This window comes from Enterobacter cloacae complex sp. IR5401 (assembly GCF_049238425.1).
In the GTDB taxonomy this organism is placed as follows: Bacteria; Pseudomonadota; Gammaproteobacteria; order Enterobacterales; family Enterobacteriaceae; genus Enterobacter; species Enterobacter hormaechei_C.
On sequence record NZ_JBMKHN010000001.1, the window covers coordinates 197225 to 214696 of the forward strand.

Annotated in this window: 21 protein-coding genes; 16 read left to right on the forward strand and 5 right to left on the reverse strand. The window is 55.0% G+C overall.

Going from position 1 to position 17472, the window contains the following annotated elements:
• Positions 1 to 19 precede the first annotated feature (19 nt).
• The 12 genes from ACOTX1_RS00915 (at position 20) to hisP (ending at position 11056) form a co-directional block, all read left to right on the forward strand.
• A complete protein-coding gene (locus ACOTX1_RS00915) occupies positions 20 to 679 on the forward strand; it encodes a DedA family protein (RefSeq protein ID WP_003861406.1) in 660 nt (219 codons plus the stop codon).
• A gap of 154 nt (positions 680 to 833) precedes the next feature.
• On the forward strand, positions 834 to 1739 hold the full coding sequence (gene accD, locus ACOTX1_RS00920) for an acetyl-CoA carboxylase, carboxyltransferase subunit beta (protein WP_003861408.1): 906 nt from the start codon (positions 834 to 836) through the stop codon (positions 1737 to 1739).
• Between the two features lie 70 nt (positions 1740 to 1809).
• Positions 1810 to 3078 carry a bifunctional tetrahydrofolate synthase/dihydrofolate synthase gene (gene folC, locus ACOTX1_RS00925; RefSeq protein WP_023314589.1) on the forward strand — a complete coding sequence of 423 codons (1269 nt, stop codon included), beginning with the start codon at positions 1810 to 1812 and terminating at the stop codon, positions 3076 to 3078.
• The gene (gene dedD / locus ACOTX1_RS00930; protein ID WP_003861412.1) at positions 3068 to 3754 is read left to right on the forward strand and encodes a cell division protein DedD; all 687 of its coding nucleotides are present in this window, start codon (positions 3068 to 3070) and stop codon (positions 3752 to 3754) included. The genes folC and dedD overlap by 11 nt, the downstream gene beginning before the upstream one ends.
• Before the next feature lie 253 nt (positions 3755 to 4007).
• On the forward strand, positions 4008 to 4496 hold the full coding sequence (gene cvpA, locus ACOTX1_RS00935; RefSeq protein ID WP_000262116.1) for a colicin V production protein: 489 nt from the start codon (positions 4008 to 4010) through the stop codon (positions 4494 to 4496).
• A 33-nt stretch (positions 4497 to 4529) separates the two neighbouring features.
• Entirely contained in the window at positions 4530 to 6047 is a 1518-nt protein-coding gene (purF, locus tag ACOTX1_RS00940; protein ID WP_023314588.1) for an amidophosphoribosyltransferase, read from the forward strand.
• 89 nt (positions 6048 to 6136) lie between these two features.
• Positions 6137 to 6706, forward strand: a complete 570-nt coding sequence (locus ACOTX1_RS00945; protein ID WP_023314587.1) for a UbiX family flavin prenyltransferase — start codon at positions 6137 to 6139, stop codon at positions 6704 to 6706.
• A gap of 290 nt (positions 6707 to 6996) precedes the next feature.
• Complete coding sequence (gene argT / locus ACOTX1_RS00950) at positions 6997 to 7779, forward strand: lysine/arginine/ornithine ABC transporter substrate-binding protein ArgT (RefSeq protein ID WP_003861418.1); 783 nt, start codon at positions 6997 to 6999, stop codon at positions 7777 to 7779.
• A 226-nt stretch (positions 7780 to 8005) separates the two neighbouring features.
• Positions 8006 to 8788, forward strand: coding sequence for a histidine ABC transporter substrate-binding protein HisJ (gene hisJ / locus ACOTX1_RS00955; RefSeq protein WP_003861421.1), 783 nt, complete (start codon positions 8006 to 8008; stop codon positions 8786 to 8788).
• Positions 8789 to 8876: 88 nt separating this feature from the next.
• The gene (locus ACOTX1_RS00960; RefSeq protein WP_003861422.1) at positions 8877 to 9563 is read left to right on the forward strand and encodes a histidine ABC transporter permease HisQ; all 687 of its coding nucleotides are present in this window, start codon (positions 8877 to 8879) and stop codon (positions 9561 to 9563) included.
• Positions 9560 to 10273, forward strand: coding sequence for an ABC transporter permease (locus ACOTX1_RS00965; protein WP_003861424.1), 714 nt, complete (start codon positions 9560 to 9562; stop codon positions 10271 to 10273). Before ACOTX1_RS00960 ends, ACOTX1_RS00965 begins: the two co-directional genes overlap by 4 nt.
• A 9-nt stretch (positions 10274 to 10282) precedes the next feature.
• Positions 10283 to 11056 (forward strand): histidine ABC transporter ATP-binding protein HisP, encoded by a 774-nt coding sequence (gene hisP, locus ACOTX1_RS00970; protein ID WP_032634214.1) that lies wholly within the window; start codon positions 10283 to 10285, stop codon positions 11054 to 11056.
• 140 nt (positions 11057 to 11196) lie between these two features.
• On the opposite strand, the gene ACOTX1_RS00975 is transcribed toward hisP, so the two are convergent.
• The 4 genes from ACOTX1_RS00975 to yfcG all read right to left on the reverse strand — a co-directional run bounded on the left by ACOTX1_RS00975 (position 11197) and on the right by yfcG (position 13722).
• Positions 11197 to 11697: a GNAT family N-acetyltransferase gene (locus ACOTX1_RS00975; protein WP_022651543.1), complete on the reverse strand. Its 501-nt coding sequence runs from the start codon at positions 11695 to 11697 to the stop codon at positions 11197 to 11199.
• Positions 11698 to 11741: 44 nt separating this feature from the next.
• Positions 11742 to 12635 carry a TIGR01777 family oxidoreductase gene (locus ACOTX1_RS00980; RefSeq protein WP_003861430.1) on the reverse strand — a complete coding sequence of 298 codons (894 nt, stop codon included), beginning with the start codon at positions 12633 to 12635 and terminating at the stop codon, positions 11742 to 11744.
• 13 nt (positions 12636 to 12648) lie between these two features.
• Entirely contained in the window at positions 12649 to 13017 is a 369-nt protein-coding gene (folX, locus tag ACOTX1_RS00985) for a dihydroneopterin triphosphate 2'-epimerase (protein WP_003861432.1), read from the reverse strand.
• Positions 13018 to 13092: 75 nt separating this feature from the next.
• The gene (gene yfcG / locus ACOTX1_RS00990; protein ID WP_003861434.1) at positions 13093 to 13722 is read right to left on the reverse strand and encodes a GSH-dependent disulfide bond oxidoreductase; all 630 of its coding nucleotides are present in this window, start codon (positions 13720 to 13722) and stop codon (positions 13093 to 13095) included.
• Between the two features lie 140 nt (positions 13723 to 13862).
• Here yfcG and yfcF point away from each other — a divergent pair, with 140 nt between their 5' ends.
• Genes yfcF through yfcD form a run of 3 tightly spaced genes read left to right on the forward strand, consistent with a single transcriptional unit; the run spans position 13863 to position 15737 of the window.
• Entirely contained in the window at positions 13863 to 14507 is a 645-nt protein-coding gene (yfcF, locus tag ACOTX1_RS00995; protein ID WP_003861435.1) for a glutathione transferase, read from the forward strand.
• Positions 14508 to 14563: 56 nt separating this feature from the next.
• Complete coding sequence (yfcE, locus tag ACOTX1_RS01000) at positions 14564 to 15115, forward strand: phosphodiesterase (protein WP_017692997.1); 552 nt, start codon at positions 14564 to 14566, stop codon at positions 15113 to 15115.
• Positions 15116 to 15170: 55 nt separating this feature from the next.
• A complete protein-coding gene (yfcD, locus tag ACOTX1_RS01005; protein WP_003861439.1) occupies positions 15171 to 15737 on the forward strand; it encodes an NUDIX hydrolase YfcD in 567 nt (188 codons plus the stop codon).
• Positions 15738 to 15740: 3 nt separating this feature from the next.
• On the opposite strand, the gene ACOTX1_RS01010 is transcribed toward yfcD, so the two are convergent.
• Entirely contained in the window at positions 15741 to 16760 is a 1020-nt protein-coding gene (locus ACOTX1_RS01010; protein WP_003861441.1) for a LacI family DNA-binding transcriptional regulator, read from the reverse strand.
• A 236-nt stretch (positions 16761 to 16996) separates the two neighbouring features.
• On the opposite strand from ACOTX1_RS01010, the gene ACOTX1_RS01015 reads away from it, so the two are divergent.
• Complete coding sequence (locus ACOTX1_RS01015; RefSeq protein ID WP_022651541.1) at positions 16997 to 17440, forward strand: PTS sugar transporter subunit IIA; 444 nt, start codon at positions 16997 to 16999, stop codon at positions 17438 to 17440.
• The last annotated feature ends 32 nt before the right edge of the window (positions 17441 to 17472 follow it).

The window sequence follows — 17472 nt, forward strand, 5'->3', positions numbered from 1 at the left end:
CAATTAGGGCTTAGACAATATGGACGTAATACGTTTTCTGATTGATTTCATCCTGCATATTGATGTTCACCTGGCGGAGCTGGTCGCGCAGTACGGCGTCTGGGTTTACGCCATTCTGTTCCTCATTCTGTTCTGTGAAACCGGCCTTGTGGTTACGCCGTTCCTGCCTGGAGATTCACTGCTGTTCGTGGCGGGCGCGTTATCCGCACTGCCAACGAATGACCTGAATGTCCATCTGATGGTCGTCCTGATGATCATCGCCGCGATTGTTGGTGATGCGGTCAACTACACCATCGGGCGGGTGTTTGGCGAGCGGTTGTTCAGTAATCCGGACTCGAAGATTTTCCGCCGCAGTTATTTAGATAAGACCCATGCGTTCTATGAGCGCCATGGCGGTAAGACCATTATCCTTGCCCGTTTTGTGCCTATTGTGCGTACATTTGCACCGTTTGTGGCGGGAATGGGTCACATGTCCTATCGTCATTTTGCCATGTACAACGTGGTGGGCGCGCTGCTGTGGGTGCTGCTGTTCACCTATGCAGGCTACCTGTTTGGCGATCTGCCGGTGGTTCAGGAAAACCTTAAGTTACTGATTGTAGCGATTATTGTGCTTTCCGTACTGCCTGGCGTCATCGAAATTATCCGTCACAAACGCGCGGCGGCAAAGCAAGCGAAGTAAATGCACGCTGGCGGTTCGACCACTTTTTTATCCAAAGTTTCGGGCTGTTATGTTTTAATGTGCAACATTCATGGTCTGTTGGAGGCAAAAATGGCATTATTCGCCTCTTACAGCAAAACTGGCATACGACCAGGTTCAGGCAGAAAGGTTATCAATGAGCTGGATTGAACGAATTAAAAGCAACATTACCCCAACGCGTAAAGCGAGCATTCCTGAAGGGGTATGGACGAAGTGTGATAGCTGCGGCCAGGTTCTGTATCGCGCAGAGCTGGAACGCAATCTTGAGGTGTGTCCGAAGTGTGACCACCATATGCGTATGTCGGCGCGCAACCGCCTGCATAGCCTGCTGGACGAAGGTTCTCTGGTAGAACTGGGCAGCGAACTGGAGCCAAAAGATGTGCTCAAGTTCCGCGACTCCAAAAAATACAAAGATCGTCTGGCCTCTGCGCAGAAAGAGACCGGCGAGAAAGACGCGCTAATCGTCATGAAAGGCACCCTGCATGAAATGCCGGTGGTTGCCGCCGCGTTTGAGTTCTCCTTTATGGGCGGCTCAATGGGCTCCGTGGTCGGCGCGCGTTTCGTGCGTGCCGTTGAGCAGGCGCTGGAAGACAACTGCCCGCTGATCTGCTTCTCCGCCTCCGGTGGCGCACGTATGCAGGAAGCGCTGATGTCCCTGATGCAGATGGCGAAAACCTCTGCGGCGCTGGCGAAAATGCAGGAGCGCGGTCTGCCGTACATTTCGGTACTGACCGACCCAACCATGGGCGGCGTTTCTGCAAGCTTCGCCATGCTGGGCGACCTGAACATCGCGGAGCCAAAAGCGCTGATCGGCTTTGCCGGTCCTCGCGTTATCGAGCAGACCGTACGTGAGAAACTGCCGCCGGGCTTCCAGCGCAGTGAGTTCCTCATTGAGAAAGGCGCTATCGATATGATCGTCCGCCGTCCGGAAATGCGCCTGAAACTGGCCAGCATTCTGGCGAAGCTGATGAATCTGCCAGCGCCTAACCCGGACGAGCCGCGCGAAGGCGTGGTGGTACCGGATCAGGAACCCGAGGCCTGATAACTGAAAAGGGCAGGGCCGAATGGCGCTGCCCTTTTGCTTTCTAAACCGTTAATGACAACCGGGCATCATGGAAAATAAAAGCATTCCTCAAGCCACGTCGCCCCTGGCCGCGTGGCTTTCTTATCTGGAAAACCTGCACAGTAAAACTATCGACATGGGCCTTGAGCGCGTAAGCCAGGTTGCCGCGCGTCTTGACGTGCTGAAACCCGCGCCTTTCGTGTTTACCGTCGCCGGCACTAACGGTAAAGGCACCACCTGCCGCACGCTGGAATCTGTCCTGATGGCGGCGGGGTACAAAGTTGGCGTTTACAGCTCGCCGCATCTGGTGCGCTATACCGAGCGCGTGCGGGTGCAAAACACCGAGCTGGCGGAATCGGCCCATACGGCGTCGTTTGCCGCTATCGAAGCGGCGCGCGGCGAAACCTCATTAACCTATTTCGAATATGGCACCCTGTCGGCGCTGTGGCTGTTTAAGCAGGCGCAGCTGGACGTGGTGATCCTGGAAGTGGGGCTGGGCGGGCGTCTGGATGCCACCAATATGGTGGATGCGGATGTCGCCGTCGTCACCAGCATCGCGCTGGATCACACCGACTGGCTGGGCCCGGACCGCGAGAGCATTGGCCGTGAGAAGGCCGGTATTTTCCGGGCCAATAAGCCTGCCGTGGTAGGCGAACCGGACATGCCACATACCATCGCTGAGGTAGCGAAAGAGAAGGGCGCTCGTCTGCTGCGTCGCGGCGTGGACTGGCAGTATGAGGTGCAGGACAACGGCTGGCGCTTCAGCGATGCGCAGGGCGTGCTGGAGAGTCTGCCCCTGCCGCAGGTGCCACAGCCTAACGCGGCGACTGCGCTGGCAGCCCTGCGCGCCAGCGGATTAGCGGTAAGCGAGCAGGCAATCCGCGATGGCATTCAGAACGCACTGTTACCAGGACGTTTTCAGATTGTGAGTGTGTCACCGCGTCTGATTCTGGATGTTGCACATAACCCGCATGCGGCGGCGTACCTCGCAGGACGTCTCAAATCGTTACCAAAAACCGGGCGCGTGCTGGCGGTTATCGGTATGCTTCATGATAAAGATATCGGCGGCACGCTGGCCTGCATGGAGAGTGTGGTCGATAGCTGGTATTGTGCTCCTCTGGAAGGGCCGCGCGGCGCGACTGCTGAGCAGTTGATGGAACATCTCGGCAAAGGCGAAATCTACAGCAGTGTGGTTTCGGCCTGGCGTGCCGCGATGGCGGAGGCTAAACCAGAAGATACCGTGCTGGTGTGTGGGTCATTCCACACGGTGGCACATGTCATGGAAGTGATGGACGCGGGGAGAACCGGTGGCGAGTAAGTTTCAGAACCGTTTAACAGGAACCATTGTGCTGGTCGCGCTCGGGGTGATTATTCTCCCGGGATTGCTCGACGGGCAGAAAAAGCATTACCAGGATGAATTTGCGGCCATTCCGCTGGTACCCAAACCGGGCGATCGCGACGAGCCCGATATGTTGCCAGCGGCAACGCAGGCGCTGCCTGCCCAGCCGCCAGAAGGCGCAGCGGAAGAGGTGCGCGCAGGTGATGCAGCCGCGCCGTCGCTCGATCCCTCGCGCCTGGCGACGAACAATAACATCGAGATTGATCCGGTGCCGGTAGAACAGCCTAAGCCTGTTGAGAAGCCGAAACCGGTGGAGAAGCCGCAGCCGAAACCGCAGCGGGATAAAGCGGCCGAGCAACTGGCAGCCGCTTCAGAAACGCCACCGCAGGCAAAACAGGACGCGGCCCCTACCGGCAAAGCCTATGTCGTTCAGCTCGGTGCGTTGAAAAATGCAGATAAGGTCAATGAGATCGTGAGTAAACTGCGCGGCGCGGGATACCGTGTTTATACTTCACCCACCACGCCGGTACAGGGTAAAATTACGCGTATCCTCGTGGGGCCGGATGCGTCGAAAGATAAGCTCAAAGGTTCGCTTGGCGAGCTGAAGCAAATCTCCGGCCTGAGCGGTGTGGTGATGAACTACAGCGCCAACTGATAGAAATTATCCCCTCACCCTGGCCCTCCCCCTAAAGGGGCGAGGGGGCGGTTTACTCCCTCTCCCTTGAGGGAGAGGGCCGAGGTGAGGGGGAGGCAGACGTTCACAGAAACGTCAAAGGTGCGGGGCGTTGAGCATTTTTTCAGCGCCTTTTTTATTTACGCGTGGGAAGGAAATCCCTACGCAAACGTTTTCTTTTTCTGTTAGAATTCGCCCCGAACTGGATGACAGGGCGTTAAATCGTGGGACACATATGGTCTGGATTGATTACGCCATCATTGCGGTGATTGGTTTTTCCTGTCTGGTTAGCCTGATCCGTGGCTTTGTTCGTGAAGCGTTATCGCTGGTAACCTGGGGTTGTGCTTTCTTTGTTGCCAGTCATTACTACACTTACCTGTCTGTCTGGTTCACGGGCTTTGAAGATGAACTGGTCCGAAACGGAATCGCCATCGCGGTGCTGTTTATCGCGACGCTGATTGTCGGCGCTATCGTCAATTACGTGATAGGTCAGCTGGTCGAGAAAACCGGTCTGTCAGGAACGGACAGGGTGCTCGGCATCTGTTTCGGCGCGTTGCGAGGCGTGCTCATTGTGGCCGCGATCCTGTTCTTCCTGGATACCTTTACCGGGTTCTCCAAAAGTGAAGACTGGCAAAAATCGCAGCTCATTCCGGAGTTCAGCTTCATCATCAGATGGTTCTTTGACTATCTGCAAAGCTCGTCGAGTTTCTTGCCCAGGGCATAAACCCTGAGATGTGGCTTAACGAGGAAAAGACGAATGTGCGGTATTGTCGGTATCGCCGGTTTCATGCCGGTAAACCAGTCGATTTATGACGCGTTAACGGTGCTTCAGCACCGTGGGCAGGATGCTGCGGGTATCATCACCATTGATGCAAACAACTGCTTCCGTTTACGCAAGGCGAACGGCCTGGTAAACGATGTATTTGAAGCCCGCCATATGCAGCGTCTGCAAGGTAATATGGGGATCGGTCACGTTCGTTATCCTACTGCTGGCAGTTCCAGCGCCTCTGAGGCTCAGCCTTTTTACGTTAACTCCCCGTATGGCATCACGCTTGCCCACAATGGCAATCTGACCAATGCCCACGAGCTGCGTAAAAAGCTGTTTGAAGAGAAACGTCGCCACATTAACACCACCTCTGATTCTGAAATCCTGCTCAATATCTTTGCCAGCGAGCTGGATAACTTCCGCCATTATCCGCTGGAAGCAGACAACATTTTTGCCGCCGTTGCCGCGACTAATCGCCAGATCCGTGGCGCGTATGCTTGCGTGGCGATGATCATCGGTCACGGCATGGTGGCCTTCCGCGATCCAAACGGCATTCGCCCGCTGGTGCTCGGCAAACGTGATCTCGGCGATGGCCGTTCCGAGTACATGGTTGCCTCCGAAAGCGTGGCGCTGGATACTCTGGGCTTCGAATTCCTGCGTGATGTCGCGCCAGGCGAAGCGGTCTACATCACTGAGAAGGGCCAGCTGTTTACCCGTCAGTGCGCCGACAATCCGGTGAGCAACCCGTGCCTGTTCGAATACGTTTACTTCGCGCGTCCGGACTCGTTCATCGACAAGATTTCCGTTTACAGCGCGCGCGTCAATATGGGGACGAAGCTGGGCGAGAAGATTGCCCGCGAGTGGGACGATCTCGACATCGACGTCGTCATCCCAATCCCTGAAACCTCCTGTGATATCGCGCTGGAGATTGCCCGTATTCTGGACAAGCCGTACCGTCAGGGCTTCGTGAAAAACCGCTACGTGGGCCGCACCTTTATCATGCCGGGCCAGCGGCTGCGTCGTAAGTCAGTACGTCGTAAGCTGAACGCTAACCGCGCCGAGTTCCGCGACAAGAACGTGCTGCTGGTGGACGACTCTATTGTGCGCGGCACGACGTCTGAGCAGATCATCGAGATGGCGCGTGAGGCCGGGGCGAAGAAAGTGTATCTTGCCTCCGCAGCGCCGGAAATTCGCTTCCCGAACGTGTATGGCATTGATATGCCAACCGCTAACGAGCTGATTGCTCACGGTCGTGAAGTAGACGAAATCCGGCAGATCATCGGTGCCGACGGTCTGATTTTCCAGGATCTGAACGATCTGATCGACGCGGTGCGCGCCGAGAACCCGGATATTCAGCAGTTCGAATGCTCGGTATTCAATGGGATCTACGTGACGAAAGACGTTGACCAGCAGTATCTCGACTATCTGGATTCTCTGCGTAACGACGATGCGAAAGCCGTCCAGCTGCAAAACGATCTCGAAAGCTTAGAGATGCACAACGAAGGTTGATGCGTATGCAGGTGAGGGCGCTCGCCCTCACTTGCAACTCCCCGTAAAATCCTGCACAGTCTGCCCTGAAATCAGCAAGGGCGAAAATCATGAAACGACTCATTGTAGGGATCAGCGGTGCCAGCGGCGCGATTTATGGCGTCCGGCTGTTACAGGTGCTGCGTGACGTTGCAGGCGTAGAAACCCATCTGGTGATGAGCCAGGCGGCGCGTCAGACCCTCTCTCTTGAAACCGATCTCTCTCTGCGCGACGTTCAGGCCCTGTCTGACGTTGTCCACGATGCCCGCGATATCGCCGCCAGCATCTCTTCGGGCTCGTTTAAAACGGCCGGCATGGTTATTTTGCCCTGTTCGATTAAAACCCTTTCCGGCATTGTAAACAGCTATACCGACACGCTGGTGACGCGTGCAGCGGATGTGGTGCTGAAAGAGCGTCGTCCTCTGGTGCTCTGCGTGCGGGAAACGCCGCTGCACCTGGGACATCTGCGTTTAATGACGCAGGCAGCCGAACTGGGTGCCGTGATTATGCCGCCGGTCCCCGCGTTCTATCATCGTCCGCAAACGCTGGATGATGTCATCAACCAGACCGTTAACCGCGTGCTGGATCAGTTCGATATCGACCTGCCGGAAGATCTCTTTACCCGCTGGCAGGGGGCGTGAAGCTGTGCACAAACAAGGTGCATGGAAAGACAATTTGCCCTGTTTCAGGGCAAAACTGCAACCGCGATCATATCCTCGACATTTAATTCGCTTTTTCCTTTTTTCTCTTTCCGGTTCGTTCGGCAGACCTGCTATCTTTCACCATTAAGGCAGTATCGCAACGTTTTATTAACATATTTAACGTCGTAGTTTTATCCCGACGACAATGTGGCATAAGACCTGCAAGAGCAGCCTGCAACACAACACACAACATAAACCATAATAAAATCACGGTTCTTGAGGGTAAATGTATGAAGAAGACGGTTCTGGCTCTGTCTTTGCTCGTGGGCTTGAGTGCGGCAGCAAGTAGCTATGCAGCGCTTCCACAGACAGTTCGTATCGGTACAGACGCAACCTACGCGCCATTCTCCTCCAAGGATGCGAAAGGCGACTTCGTGGGGTTTGATATCGATCTGGGAAATGAGATGTGCAAACGCATGGAAGTGAAATGCACATGGGTGGGCAGTGACTTTGACGCGCTGATCCCGTCGCTGAAAGCCAAGAAAATTGATGCCATTATCTCTTCTCTCTCCATCACGGAAAAACGTCAGCAGGAGATTGCCTTCTCTGAGAAGCTCTACGCTGCCGACTCACGTCTGATTGCCGCGAAAGGCTCGCCAATCCAGCCGACCATCGACTCGCTGAAAGGCAAACATGTTGGCGTGCTTCAGGGCTCGACCCAGGAAGGTTTCGCCAATGCAAACTGGCGCGAGAAGGGCGTCGATGTGGTGGCTTACCAGAACCAGGATCTGATCTACTCTGACCTGGCGGCAGGCCGTCTGGATGCCGCGTTTCAGGATGAAGTCGCCGCGAGCGAAGGCTTCCTGAAACAGCCTGCGGGTAAAGAGTACGCCTTTGCCGGCCCGTCGGTAAAAGACAAAAAATACTTTGGCGACGGTACCGGTATTGGCCTGCGTAAGGATGATACCGAGCTGAAAGCCGCCTTCGACAAAGCGTTTAATGAGCTGCGTAAAGACGGTACCTACGACAAACTGGCGAAGAAATACTTCGATTTCAACGTCTACGGTGATTAATGCCTGAATGAGATGCACTGAAGTGGTGCATCTCTGTGGGGTTGTGTTCCAGTATGGTGCAACGCATGCACCATGCTGGATCGCTGTGTGCATAGTTAAGCATTTATAATGCAAAAATTCCCGTACAAAGGCATTAATCTTTGCCTGAATGAGGGGATTAATGGCACATTAACAACACCCCGTCGTCGTAAAAATCTCGTATTAAGACAGTTTGTTGAGGACAGATATGAAAAAACTGGTGTTGTCACTTTCTCTGGTACTGGCTTTTTCCAGCGCCACCGCGGCATTCGCAGCAATTCCGCAGAAAATTCGTATTGGAACTGACCCAACCTATGCACCTTTCGAATCGAAGAATGCGAAGGGGGAACTGGTCGGTTTTGACATCGATCTGGCTAACGAGCTGTGCAAACGCATTAAAGCGCAATGTACCTACGTTGAAAACCCGCTGGATGCGCTGATCCCGTCTCTGAAAGCGAAGAAAATTGACGTGATCATGTCCTCCCTGTCCATCACTGAAAAACGTCAGCAGGAGATTGCCTTCACGGACAAACTCTACGCGGCGGACTCACGTCTGGTGGTGGCGAAATCCTCTGACATTCAGCCAACCCTTGAATCTCTGAAAGGCAAACGCGTGGGCGTGTTGCAGGGTACTACGCAGGAAACCTACGGCAACGAGCACTGGGCGCCAAAGGGGATTGAAATTGTCTCTTACCAGGGCCAGGAAAACATCTACGCAGACCTGACGGCAGGCCGCATTGATGCAGCATTCCAGGATGAAGTGGCGGCAAGCGAAGGTTTCCTGAAACAGCCTGTGGGTAAAGATTACAAGTTCGGCGGTCCGTCCATTAAGGACGAAAAACTCTTTGGCGTTGGCACCGGTATGGGCCTGCGTAAAGAAGACAACGAACTGCGTGAAGCCCTGAACAAAGCGTTCGCCGAGATGCGCGCGGACGGCACCTATGACAAGCTGGCGAAAAAGTACTTCGATTTTAATGTTTACGGCGGCTAATCGCCCCGTCTGATAACGTGCGGCCCCTCCCGTTCCGGGAGGGGAAAAGACACGGTTCCACCACTCACGAGACGACAGGGCACGCGGTATGCTGTACGGATTTTCTGGCGTTATTTTACAGGGCGCGCTTGTCACCCTTGAGCTGGCTATCAGCTCCGTGGTGCTGGCGGTGCTGATAGGCCTGGCGGGCGCGGGGGCTAAATTATCCGCCAACAGACCGCTGGCGCTGATATTTGAAGGCTATACCACGCTGATTCGCGGCGTGCCAGACCTGGTGCTGATGCTGCTGATCTTTTACGGCCTGCAAATCGCACTTAACGGCGTAACGGATGCCATCGGCATGGAGCAGATCGATATCGACCCGATGGTGGCCGGTATTATTACCCTTGGTTTTATCTACGGTGCCTATTTCACTGAGACTTTCCGCGGCGCTTACATGGCCGTGCCGAAAGGGCATATTGAAGCGGCGACCGCCTACGGTTTTACCTCCTCACAAACGTTTCGCCGGATCATGTTCCCGGCCATGATGCGCTACGCGCTGCCGGGCATCGGGAACAACTGGCAGGTTATTCTCAAGGCAACGGCGCTGGTCTCCCTGCTGGGTCTGGAAGATGTGGTGAAGGCCACGCAGCTGGCAGGTAAAAGCACCTGGGAACCGTTCTATTTTGCGGTGGTTTGCGGCCTAATCTATCTGGTCTTTACGACCGTCTCCAATGGTGTGCTGCTTCTGCTTGAACGTCGCTACTCCGTGGGTGTGAAGAGGGCTGACCTGTGATTGAGATTATTCAGGAGTACTGGAAATCCCTGCTTTGGACGGATGGCTACCGCTTTACTGGCGTGGCGATCACGCTGTGGCTGCTGATCTCCTCGGTGGTAATGGGCGGCATTCTGGCGGTGTTTCTTGCCATTGGCCGCGTGTCGAACAATAAATTTATTCAGTTCCCTATCTGGCTGTTCACCTACGTGTTTCGCGGTACGCCGCTGTACGTACAGCTGCTGGTGTTCTATTCCGGGATGTACACGCTTGAGATCGTAAAAGGCACTGAAATGCTGAATGCGTTCTTCCGCAGCGGTCTGAACTGTACGGTGCTGGCGCTGACCCTCAATACCTGCGCCTATACCACCGAGATCTTCGCCGGGGCCATCCGTTCTGTGCCGCACGGTGAGATCGAGGCGGCGCGCGCGTACGGCTTCTCGTCCGTGAAGCTCTACCGCTGTATTATTCTGCCTTCGGCGCTGCGTATTGCGCTGCCGGCGTACAGCAACGAAGTGATTTTAATGCTGCATTCGACGGCACTGGCGTTTACCGCCACGGTACCGGATCTGTTAAAGATTGCCCGCGATATTAACTCTGCCACCTACCAGCCGTTTACGGCGTTTGGCATTGCAGCAGTGCTCTATTTGATCATTTCTTACGTCCTGATCAGCCTGTTCCGTAAGGCTGAAAAACGCTGGTTGCAGCATATAAAACCGTCGACGCACTGAGAATTTATGATGGCTGAGAACAAATTAAACGTAATTGATTTGCACAAGCGCTACGGCGAACATGAAGTGCTGAAAGGGGTGTCGCTGGAGGCTAACGCGGGCGACGTGATCAGTATTATCGGCTCATCAGGTTCGGGTAAAAGTACCTTCCTGCGCTGCATCAACTTCCTCGAAAAGCCGAGCGAAGGGTCAATTGTGGTGAGCGGACAGAACATCAACATGGTCCGTGATAAAGACGGCCAGCTTAAAGTGGCGGATAAAAATCAGCTACGACTGCTGCGTACGCGTCTGACAATGGTGTTCCAGCACTTCAATCTCTGGAGCCACATGACGGTGCTGGAGAACGTGATGGAAGCGCCGGTTCAGGTGCTCGGCTTAAGCAAGCAGGAAGCCCGCGAGCGTGCGGTCAAATACCTCACGAAAGTGGGTATCGACGAGCGGCAGCAGATCAAATATCCGGTGCACCTGTCAGGGGGGCAGCAGCAGCGTGTTTCTATCGCCCGTGCGCTGGCGATGGAGCCGGAAGTGTTGCTGTTTGACGAACCGACTTCCGCGCTGGATCCTGAACTCGTTGGCGAAGTGCTGCGCATCATGCAGAAGCTGGCGGAAGAGGGCAAAACGATGGTGGTGGTGACGCACGAGATGGGCTTCGCCCGTAACGTTTCTAACCACGTTATCTTCCTGCATCAGGGCAAGATAGAAGAGCAGGGGCATCCGGACGAAGTGCTGGCGAACCCGCAAAGCCCGCGTTTGCAGCAGTTCCTGAAAGGCTCGTTGAAGTAGGTTTGGCCTTTCTCCCTCTCCCTGTGGGAGAGGGCCGGGGTGAGGGCATCAGGCCGCAGAGCCGCCCAATTGCCCGGTGGCGCTTCGCTTACCGGGCCTACAAAAACCGTAGGCCGGGCAAACGCAGTGCCGCCCGGCATTCAACACTCGAGCCGATACACCCAGTCGTCATACCGTACGCCGTTAATCTCGTACGCCTTCTCCAGCACCTGCGTGCGCACAAAACCCGCTTTCTCAAGGACCCGCACCGACCCGACGTTATCCGCCAGCACGTACGCGTTTATCGCCTTCACGCCCGTCTGGTTAAATGCATACTCACACACCGCGCGCAGCGCTTCGCTGGCAATGCCTTTTCCCTGCGCGGCAGGCACAACCGTGTAGCCAATATCCGCCTCTTCACGGTTCGCCGCACTGATTTGCAGGCCGATATCCCCGAGCGGCTTAACGTCGTTATGCAGACGGATCACAAAGACATGCTCCGCCATCAGGCGTGCGGCAAATACGCGGCGCGTCTCTTTTTCCGGTGTAATAGCGGCCATATAGCGCATGATGGCGGGGTCTTCGCGCAGAGAGCGGAAGAATGCCCAGTCAGAAGGTTCGAAAGGGGTGAGGTTAAGCCGGGTTGTGGTGATGGTTGCCATAGTTACGCCATATCATCCAGACATGGCGTATAACTTTAACATATTCACTGCACCACATCCCCCAGCGCCTCTTCCAGGTCATACCAGCGGAACGTAAACCCGGCCGCTTCCAGCCGTTTTGGCAGCGCGCGCTGCCCGCCCAGTACCAGCACCGAAGACTCACCCATCAGCAGACGAATCGCCGTCGCAGGCACGCGCAGCACCGCCGGGCGATGCAGGGCATGACCCAGGGCATGAGCAAATTGCTCATTACGTACCGGATACGGAGACACCATGTTAAACGGCCCGCGCAGGTCGTTATCCAGCAGCCAGAGAATACCGTTGACCATATCGTCGATATGGATCCACGCCAGATACTGACGACCGTTTCCGATGGGCCCGCCAAGCCCCATTTTAAACGGCGGCAACATTTTACCGAGAATACCGCCTTTCGGAGCAAGCACCACGCCGGTGCGCAGCAGGCAGACGCGGGTGTTATCGCTCTGCGCCCCGCAGGCGATACGCTCCCATTGGGCGCAGAGTTTATGGGTAAACTCGTTGTGCGGCGGCTCTTCTTCGGTCACCACCACTTCACCAAGATCGCCATAGTAGCCTGTAGCAGAGCCTGAAATCAGCACCGAGGGCGGCGTCTCGCTGTTGCGAATCAGCTCAACCAGCCTTTCGGTCATATTCCAGCGACTGCTGCATAAACGCTGTTTTTGCTCTTCGGTCCAGCGTTTATCGGCGATTGGTTCGCCTGCAAGGTTGATGACGGCGTCAAAGCCGTTCAGATCCTGCCTTTCCGCCAGGCCTTTCCAGATCTCAACGCCGGTGCCCAGCACCTGGCGCGCTTTCTCCGGGCTGCGCGTGACCACGGTAATGTCGTGATGCAACGCCTGCAAACGTGGAATGAGATGGCGACCAATCAGGCCCGTACCGCCGGTGAGCAGGATCTTCATACAACCTCCAGGTTTACGCCTGGCGCTGCCAGCTTAACGTCATGGAGACGGAGTCGGCGTAGCGCAGGGCGTGAAGTTTATCGATCTCCACTTCAGCATAAGTGACCCAGTGGTGTTCGCGTGCGATGTCGAGCACATCCTGAGTTAATTTTTCCAGTAGCGCAAAACGGTTGTTCTCAACGTACTGGATGATGCTTTTGGTGATCGTGCGATAGTTCAACGCGTCATTGATGTCTTCGCTGGCGCGCGCCTTGTCTGCCGGATAGTGGATCACTACATTCACCACGATATCCTGGCGATTCGCGATCTCCTCCTCTTTGATACCAATGAAAGTGCGTAAGCGTAAGTTTTTTATACGAATAATAGCGTCATGCTGGGACATTGCAGGTCTTCTCCGTGTCAGTATTTTCACCTCATCATACATGAGGAGAACACCTGCACCCAACGGGGCGCAGGATCAAATCTGATGGATTTTTTGCATGGCGCGTTCGGTGGCCGGGCGGGTCCGGATGCGCTCAAACCAGTTGTTCACCGCCGGATAAGTGGCCAGGTCGATCCGGTGGCGTTCATGGGTGTTGATCCACGGCCAGCAGGCGATATCTGCGATGCTGTAATGCTCACCTCCCAGCCACGGTGATTTTTCCAGCCGACGGTTCAGTACCCCGTACAGGCGCTGGGTTTCGACCTGATATCGCTCAATGGCGTAAGGGATCGTCTGCGGCGCATAGGCCGTAAAGTGGTGATTCTGCCCCAGCATCGGCCCGAGGCCGCTCGACTGCCAGAATAACCATTGCAGCGTGTGATGACGCTCGCGCAACTCACCGCTCAGGAGCTTGCCGGTTTTCTCTGCCAGATAGAGCAAAATCTCTCCGGACTCAAACAGGCTTAACGGTTTGCCGCCGTCAGAGGGCAGGTTATCAATGATGGCCGGAATTTTATTGTTGGGCGAGATGGCCAGAAAAACGGGGCGGAACTGGTCGCCTTTACTGATATCCACGCGAATGATCCGGTAGTCCACTTCGGCTTCTTCAAGAAAGAGTGTGATCTTATGGCCATTAGGGGTGGGGGCATAATAGAGATCTATCATTCTCAACTCCTGTCAGTGCGAATAGTGTTGCCATGAAAAATCAGTATAGGTGCTTGTTGTAAATCGTGAGTTTTCATCAAGTGACAGCGAGGCAAAGAGATTATATGTTGAGTGAAAACCGATCAGCCGAAGAGGATGTTATGAGCCAGCCTGTAATAACGTTGTGGTCCGATGCGAACTTTTTTTCTCCTTATGTCATGAGCGTTTATGTGGCGCTGGCAGAAAAGGGGCTTACTTTTACTCTGAAAACCGTTGACCTGGACAGCGGCGAACACCTGAAGCCTCAGTGGCAGGGCTACGCGCTCACCCGCCGAGTCCCTGTGCTGGAGATCGACGGTTTTGAGTTGAGTGAATCTTCGGCGATTGACGAGTACCTTGAGGACCGCTTTGCCCCGCCTGAGTGGGAACGCATCTATCCTCACGATCTGCAAAAGCGCGCCCGCGCCCGCCAGATCCAGGCGTGGCTGCGTAGCGACCTGGTGCCGATTCGCACAGAACGCTCCACGGACGTGGTGTTCGCTGGCGTCAAAAAGCCCGCCCTCAGTGAGGAAGGCTTATCCAGCGCCCGGAAGCTGATCGAAACTGCGTCATCGCTGCTGGCGCAGGGTAACCCCAACCTGTTTGGCGAGTGGTGTATTGCCGACACCGATCTGGCGCTGATGCTCAATCGCCTGATCCTCAACGGGGATGACGTCCCACAACTGCTGGTGGATTACGCCACATTCCAGTGGCAACGCGCGTCGGTACAGCGCTATCTGGCACTCTCTGCTAAGCGCGCGGGCTGATAAGACGGGACGCTTGAGGTATGATAGGGGCAGTCTGTATTCCCGAGGAGTAACTGATGAAACTGATGTTTGCGTCGGATATTCATGGATCGCTGCCCGCGACCGAACGCGTGCTTTCTCTGTTCGCCCAAAGCGGGGCGCAGTGGCTGGTGATCCTGGGCGATGTGTTAAACCACGGCCCACGCAATGCGTTGCCGGAAGGCTATGCTCCCGCACAGGTGGCGGAAAAACTTAATCATTTTGCCTCGCGCATTATCGCCGTTCGCGGCAACTGTGACAGTGAAGTTGACCAGATGCTGCTGCATTTTCCCATTACCGCTCCCTGGCAACAGGTGTTGATGGAAAACAGCCGTTTGTTCCTGACCCACGGGCACCTGTTCGGCCCGGATAACCTGCCGTCACTCGCCGCTGGCGATGTCCTGGTTTATGGTCATACTCATATTCCGGTGGCGGAAAAGCGCGGGGCGTTTTATCACTTTAACCCCGGGTCTGTCAGCATTCCTAAAGGCGGCAACCCGGCAAGCTACGGCATGTATGAAGACGGGACATTAAGCGTTATCGCACTTAATGATCAGCAAGTTATTGCGCAGATAGCGATTAATCCGTAAGTTACACCACAACTGCAAACGCGCCGAAAGAGCGCTTAGACGAGAAGGTTTCCCGATGGTGGAGCAGAATCATTTGGCAAGTACTGAATGGGTTGACATTGTCAGCGAAGAAAATGAAGTGATCGCGCAGGCCAGCCGCGAACAAATGCGTGCGGAGCGTCTGCGTCACCGCGCGACGTACATCGTTGTTCATGACGGCATGGGCAAGATTCTGGTCCAGCGTCGCACCGACACCAAAGATTTTCTTCCTGGTATGCTGGATGCCACAGCGGGTGGCGTCGTGCAGGCCGATGAAGTGCTGCTGGATTCCGCGCGTCGTGAAGCGGAAGAAGAGTTAGGTATCGCTGGTGTGCCGTTTGCCGAGCACGGGCAGTTTTATTTCGAAGATGAGCATTGTCGCGTCTGGGGCGGGCTGTTTAGCTGCGTTTCCCATGGGCCTTTCGCCTTGCAGGAAGAGGAAGTGAGCGAAGTCAGCTGGATGACGCCGGAAGAGATCACCGCGCGTTGCGACGAATTCACTCCGGATTCCCTTAAAGCACTGGCGCTGTGGATGACCCGCAACGCCAAAAACGAATCCGCTAAACCGGAAAATAAGGCGGAAAAAGAGGAAGAGGCTGAGTAAGCCTTAACAGCTTTCCCGCAGACACAGGCTGGACGCGATGGGTTTATGGTCGCGCCAGTCTCCGTCATTAAGACGTTCCAGTAACGCTTTCCCGGCTTCAATCCCAATCTTGCGATGCGGTACTGCCATCGTCGTCAGCGGCGGCTGACAGACGCGGCTGACGTCGCTGTCGCCAAAACCTACGACCGCTAAATCGTCCGGCACCTTGATGCGCCGACGCTGGCACTCATACAGCGCGCCGCAGGCCAGTTCATCTGATACGCACACCAGCGCATCCAGCTCCGGCCACGCCAGCAGGAACTCTGGCAATTGTGCCGCGCCGGTGGAGAAGTTCGGCGGCATGGCGGCATTAATCACTCTGTTCGGCGCCAGGTGGTGGCGCAGCATCGCCTTGTACCAGCCCTGCAAATGCTGCTGAAAAATCCACTGTTCCTGGTTAGCGCACAGCAGGCCGATATTCTGGTAGCCGCGCTGAATCACCATCTCGGTAAGTTCATACATGGCGGCGACGTTATCAATCCCGATATTCATATCAATCGGATCGGCACGCATTGCACCCATTTCCATCACCGGGATAGAGGCGTTTTTTAGCCAGTGTCGCACGGTATCAGAGTGCTCGACGCTGAGCAGTATCGCCGCGGCGATGTTCGAGGCCAACAGCGTTTCAAGCAGTTTCTCTTCCTGTTCAAGACGATGCTGAGATTCCGCCAGCATGATCTGATATCCGGCTGGCTGGAGCACCTGCTGTAGCCCGGCGAACATCTCGGAACAGCCAGCTTCGGAAAGATTGGGTACAACCATCGCAATCGTCCATGACGATGCCGATGCCAGTGCGCTGGCGGCAAGATTGGGCATGTATCCCAGCTCCTGCACCGCGGCTTCAATTTTTTCACGCAGTTTATCGGAAACCTGTTCGGGCGTGCGGAGGGCACGGGAAACAGTCATCGTGCCTACGCCGGCAAGCTGCGCGACATCCGCGAGCGTTACTTTTCCGGTACTGCGCCGTTTTCGGGTTAAAGACATACATCTTCCTGCTGACAGGACGCGATTCAGTTTCATCCTTCATTTTACGTGACAGGCAGTATACGCCTTAAATCCCTTTTTTTGCTGTGATTTCGCACCATGATAGTAATTTGATAGCGCTATCACAGTTCTGCATGTTAGTTGTTGGTAGCGCTATCTTTGTGATCGCGATCGCAGTCATTAATTGATGGGTTGAATAGAGTTTGCCCATGTCTGGTCTTTAGCGGGAGTGAAAAATGCTCAAAAAGTGGATATATGATACAACCATCATCCTACAGGATAGCGTTGAAAGCTGGCCCCAGGCGCTGGAACTGTGCGCGAAACCGCTGCTGGATTTGCAGGTCATTGCGCCGGAATATGTCACGGCTATCATCGAGCAGCATCACACGTTAGGTCCCTACTATGTGCTGGCTCCAGGGCTGGCAATGCCCCATGCGCGACCGGAAGAAGGGGCGAAAGGACTTGGCCTGTCATTATTAAAACTGAAACAGGGTGTCTCTTTTGGTGCCGGTGAGTTTGACCCCGTCGATGTGATTGTGATGCTGGCGGCGCCGGACAAGCATAGCCATATCGAAATGATCTCAGCCTTAGCGGAATTATTTTCCAGCGACGAAGATATGGCTGAATTACATCGGGCGAATACGCTGGAGGAGATAAAAACCATCATCGATCGCTTCTGATTTAATTATTTAATCCGATTCATCTCAACATT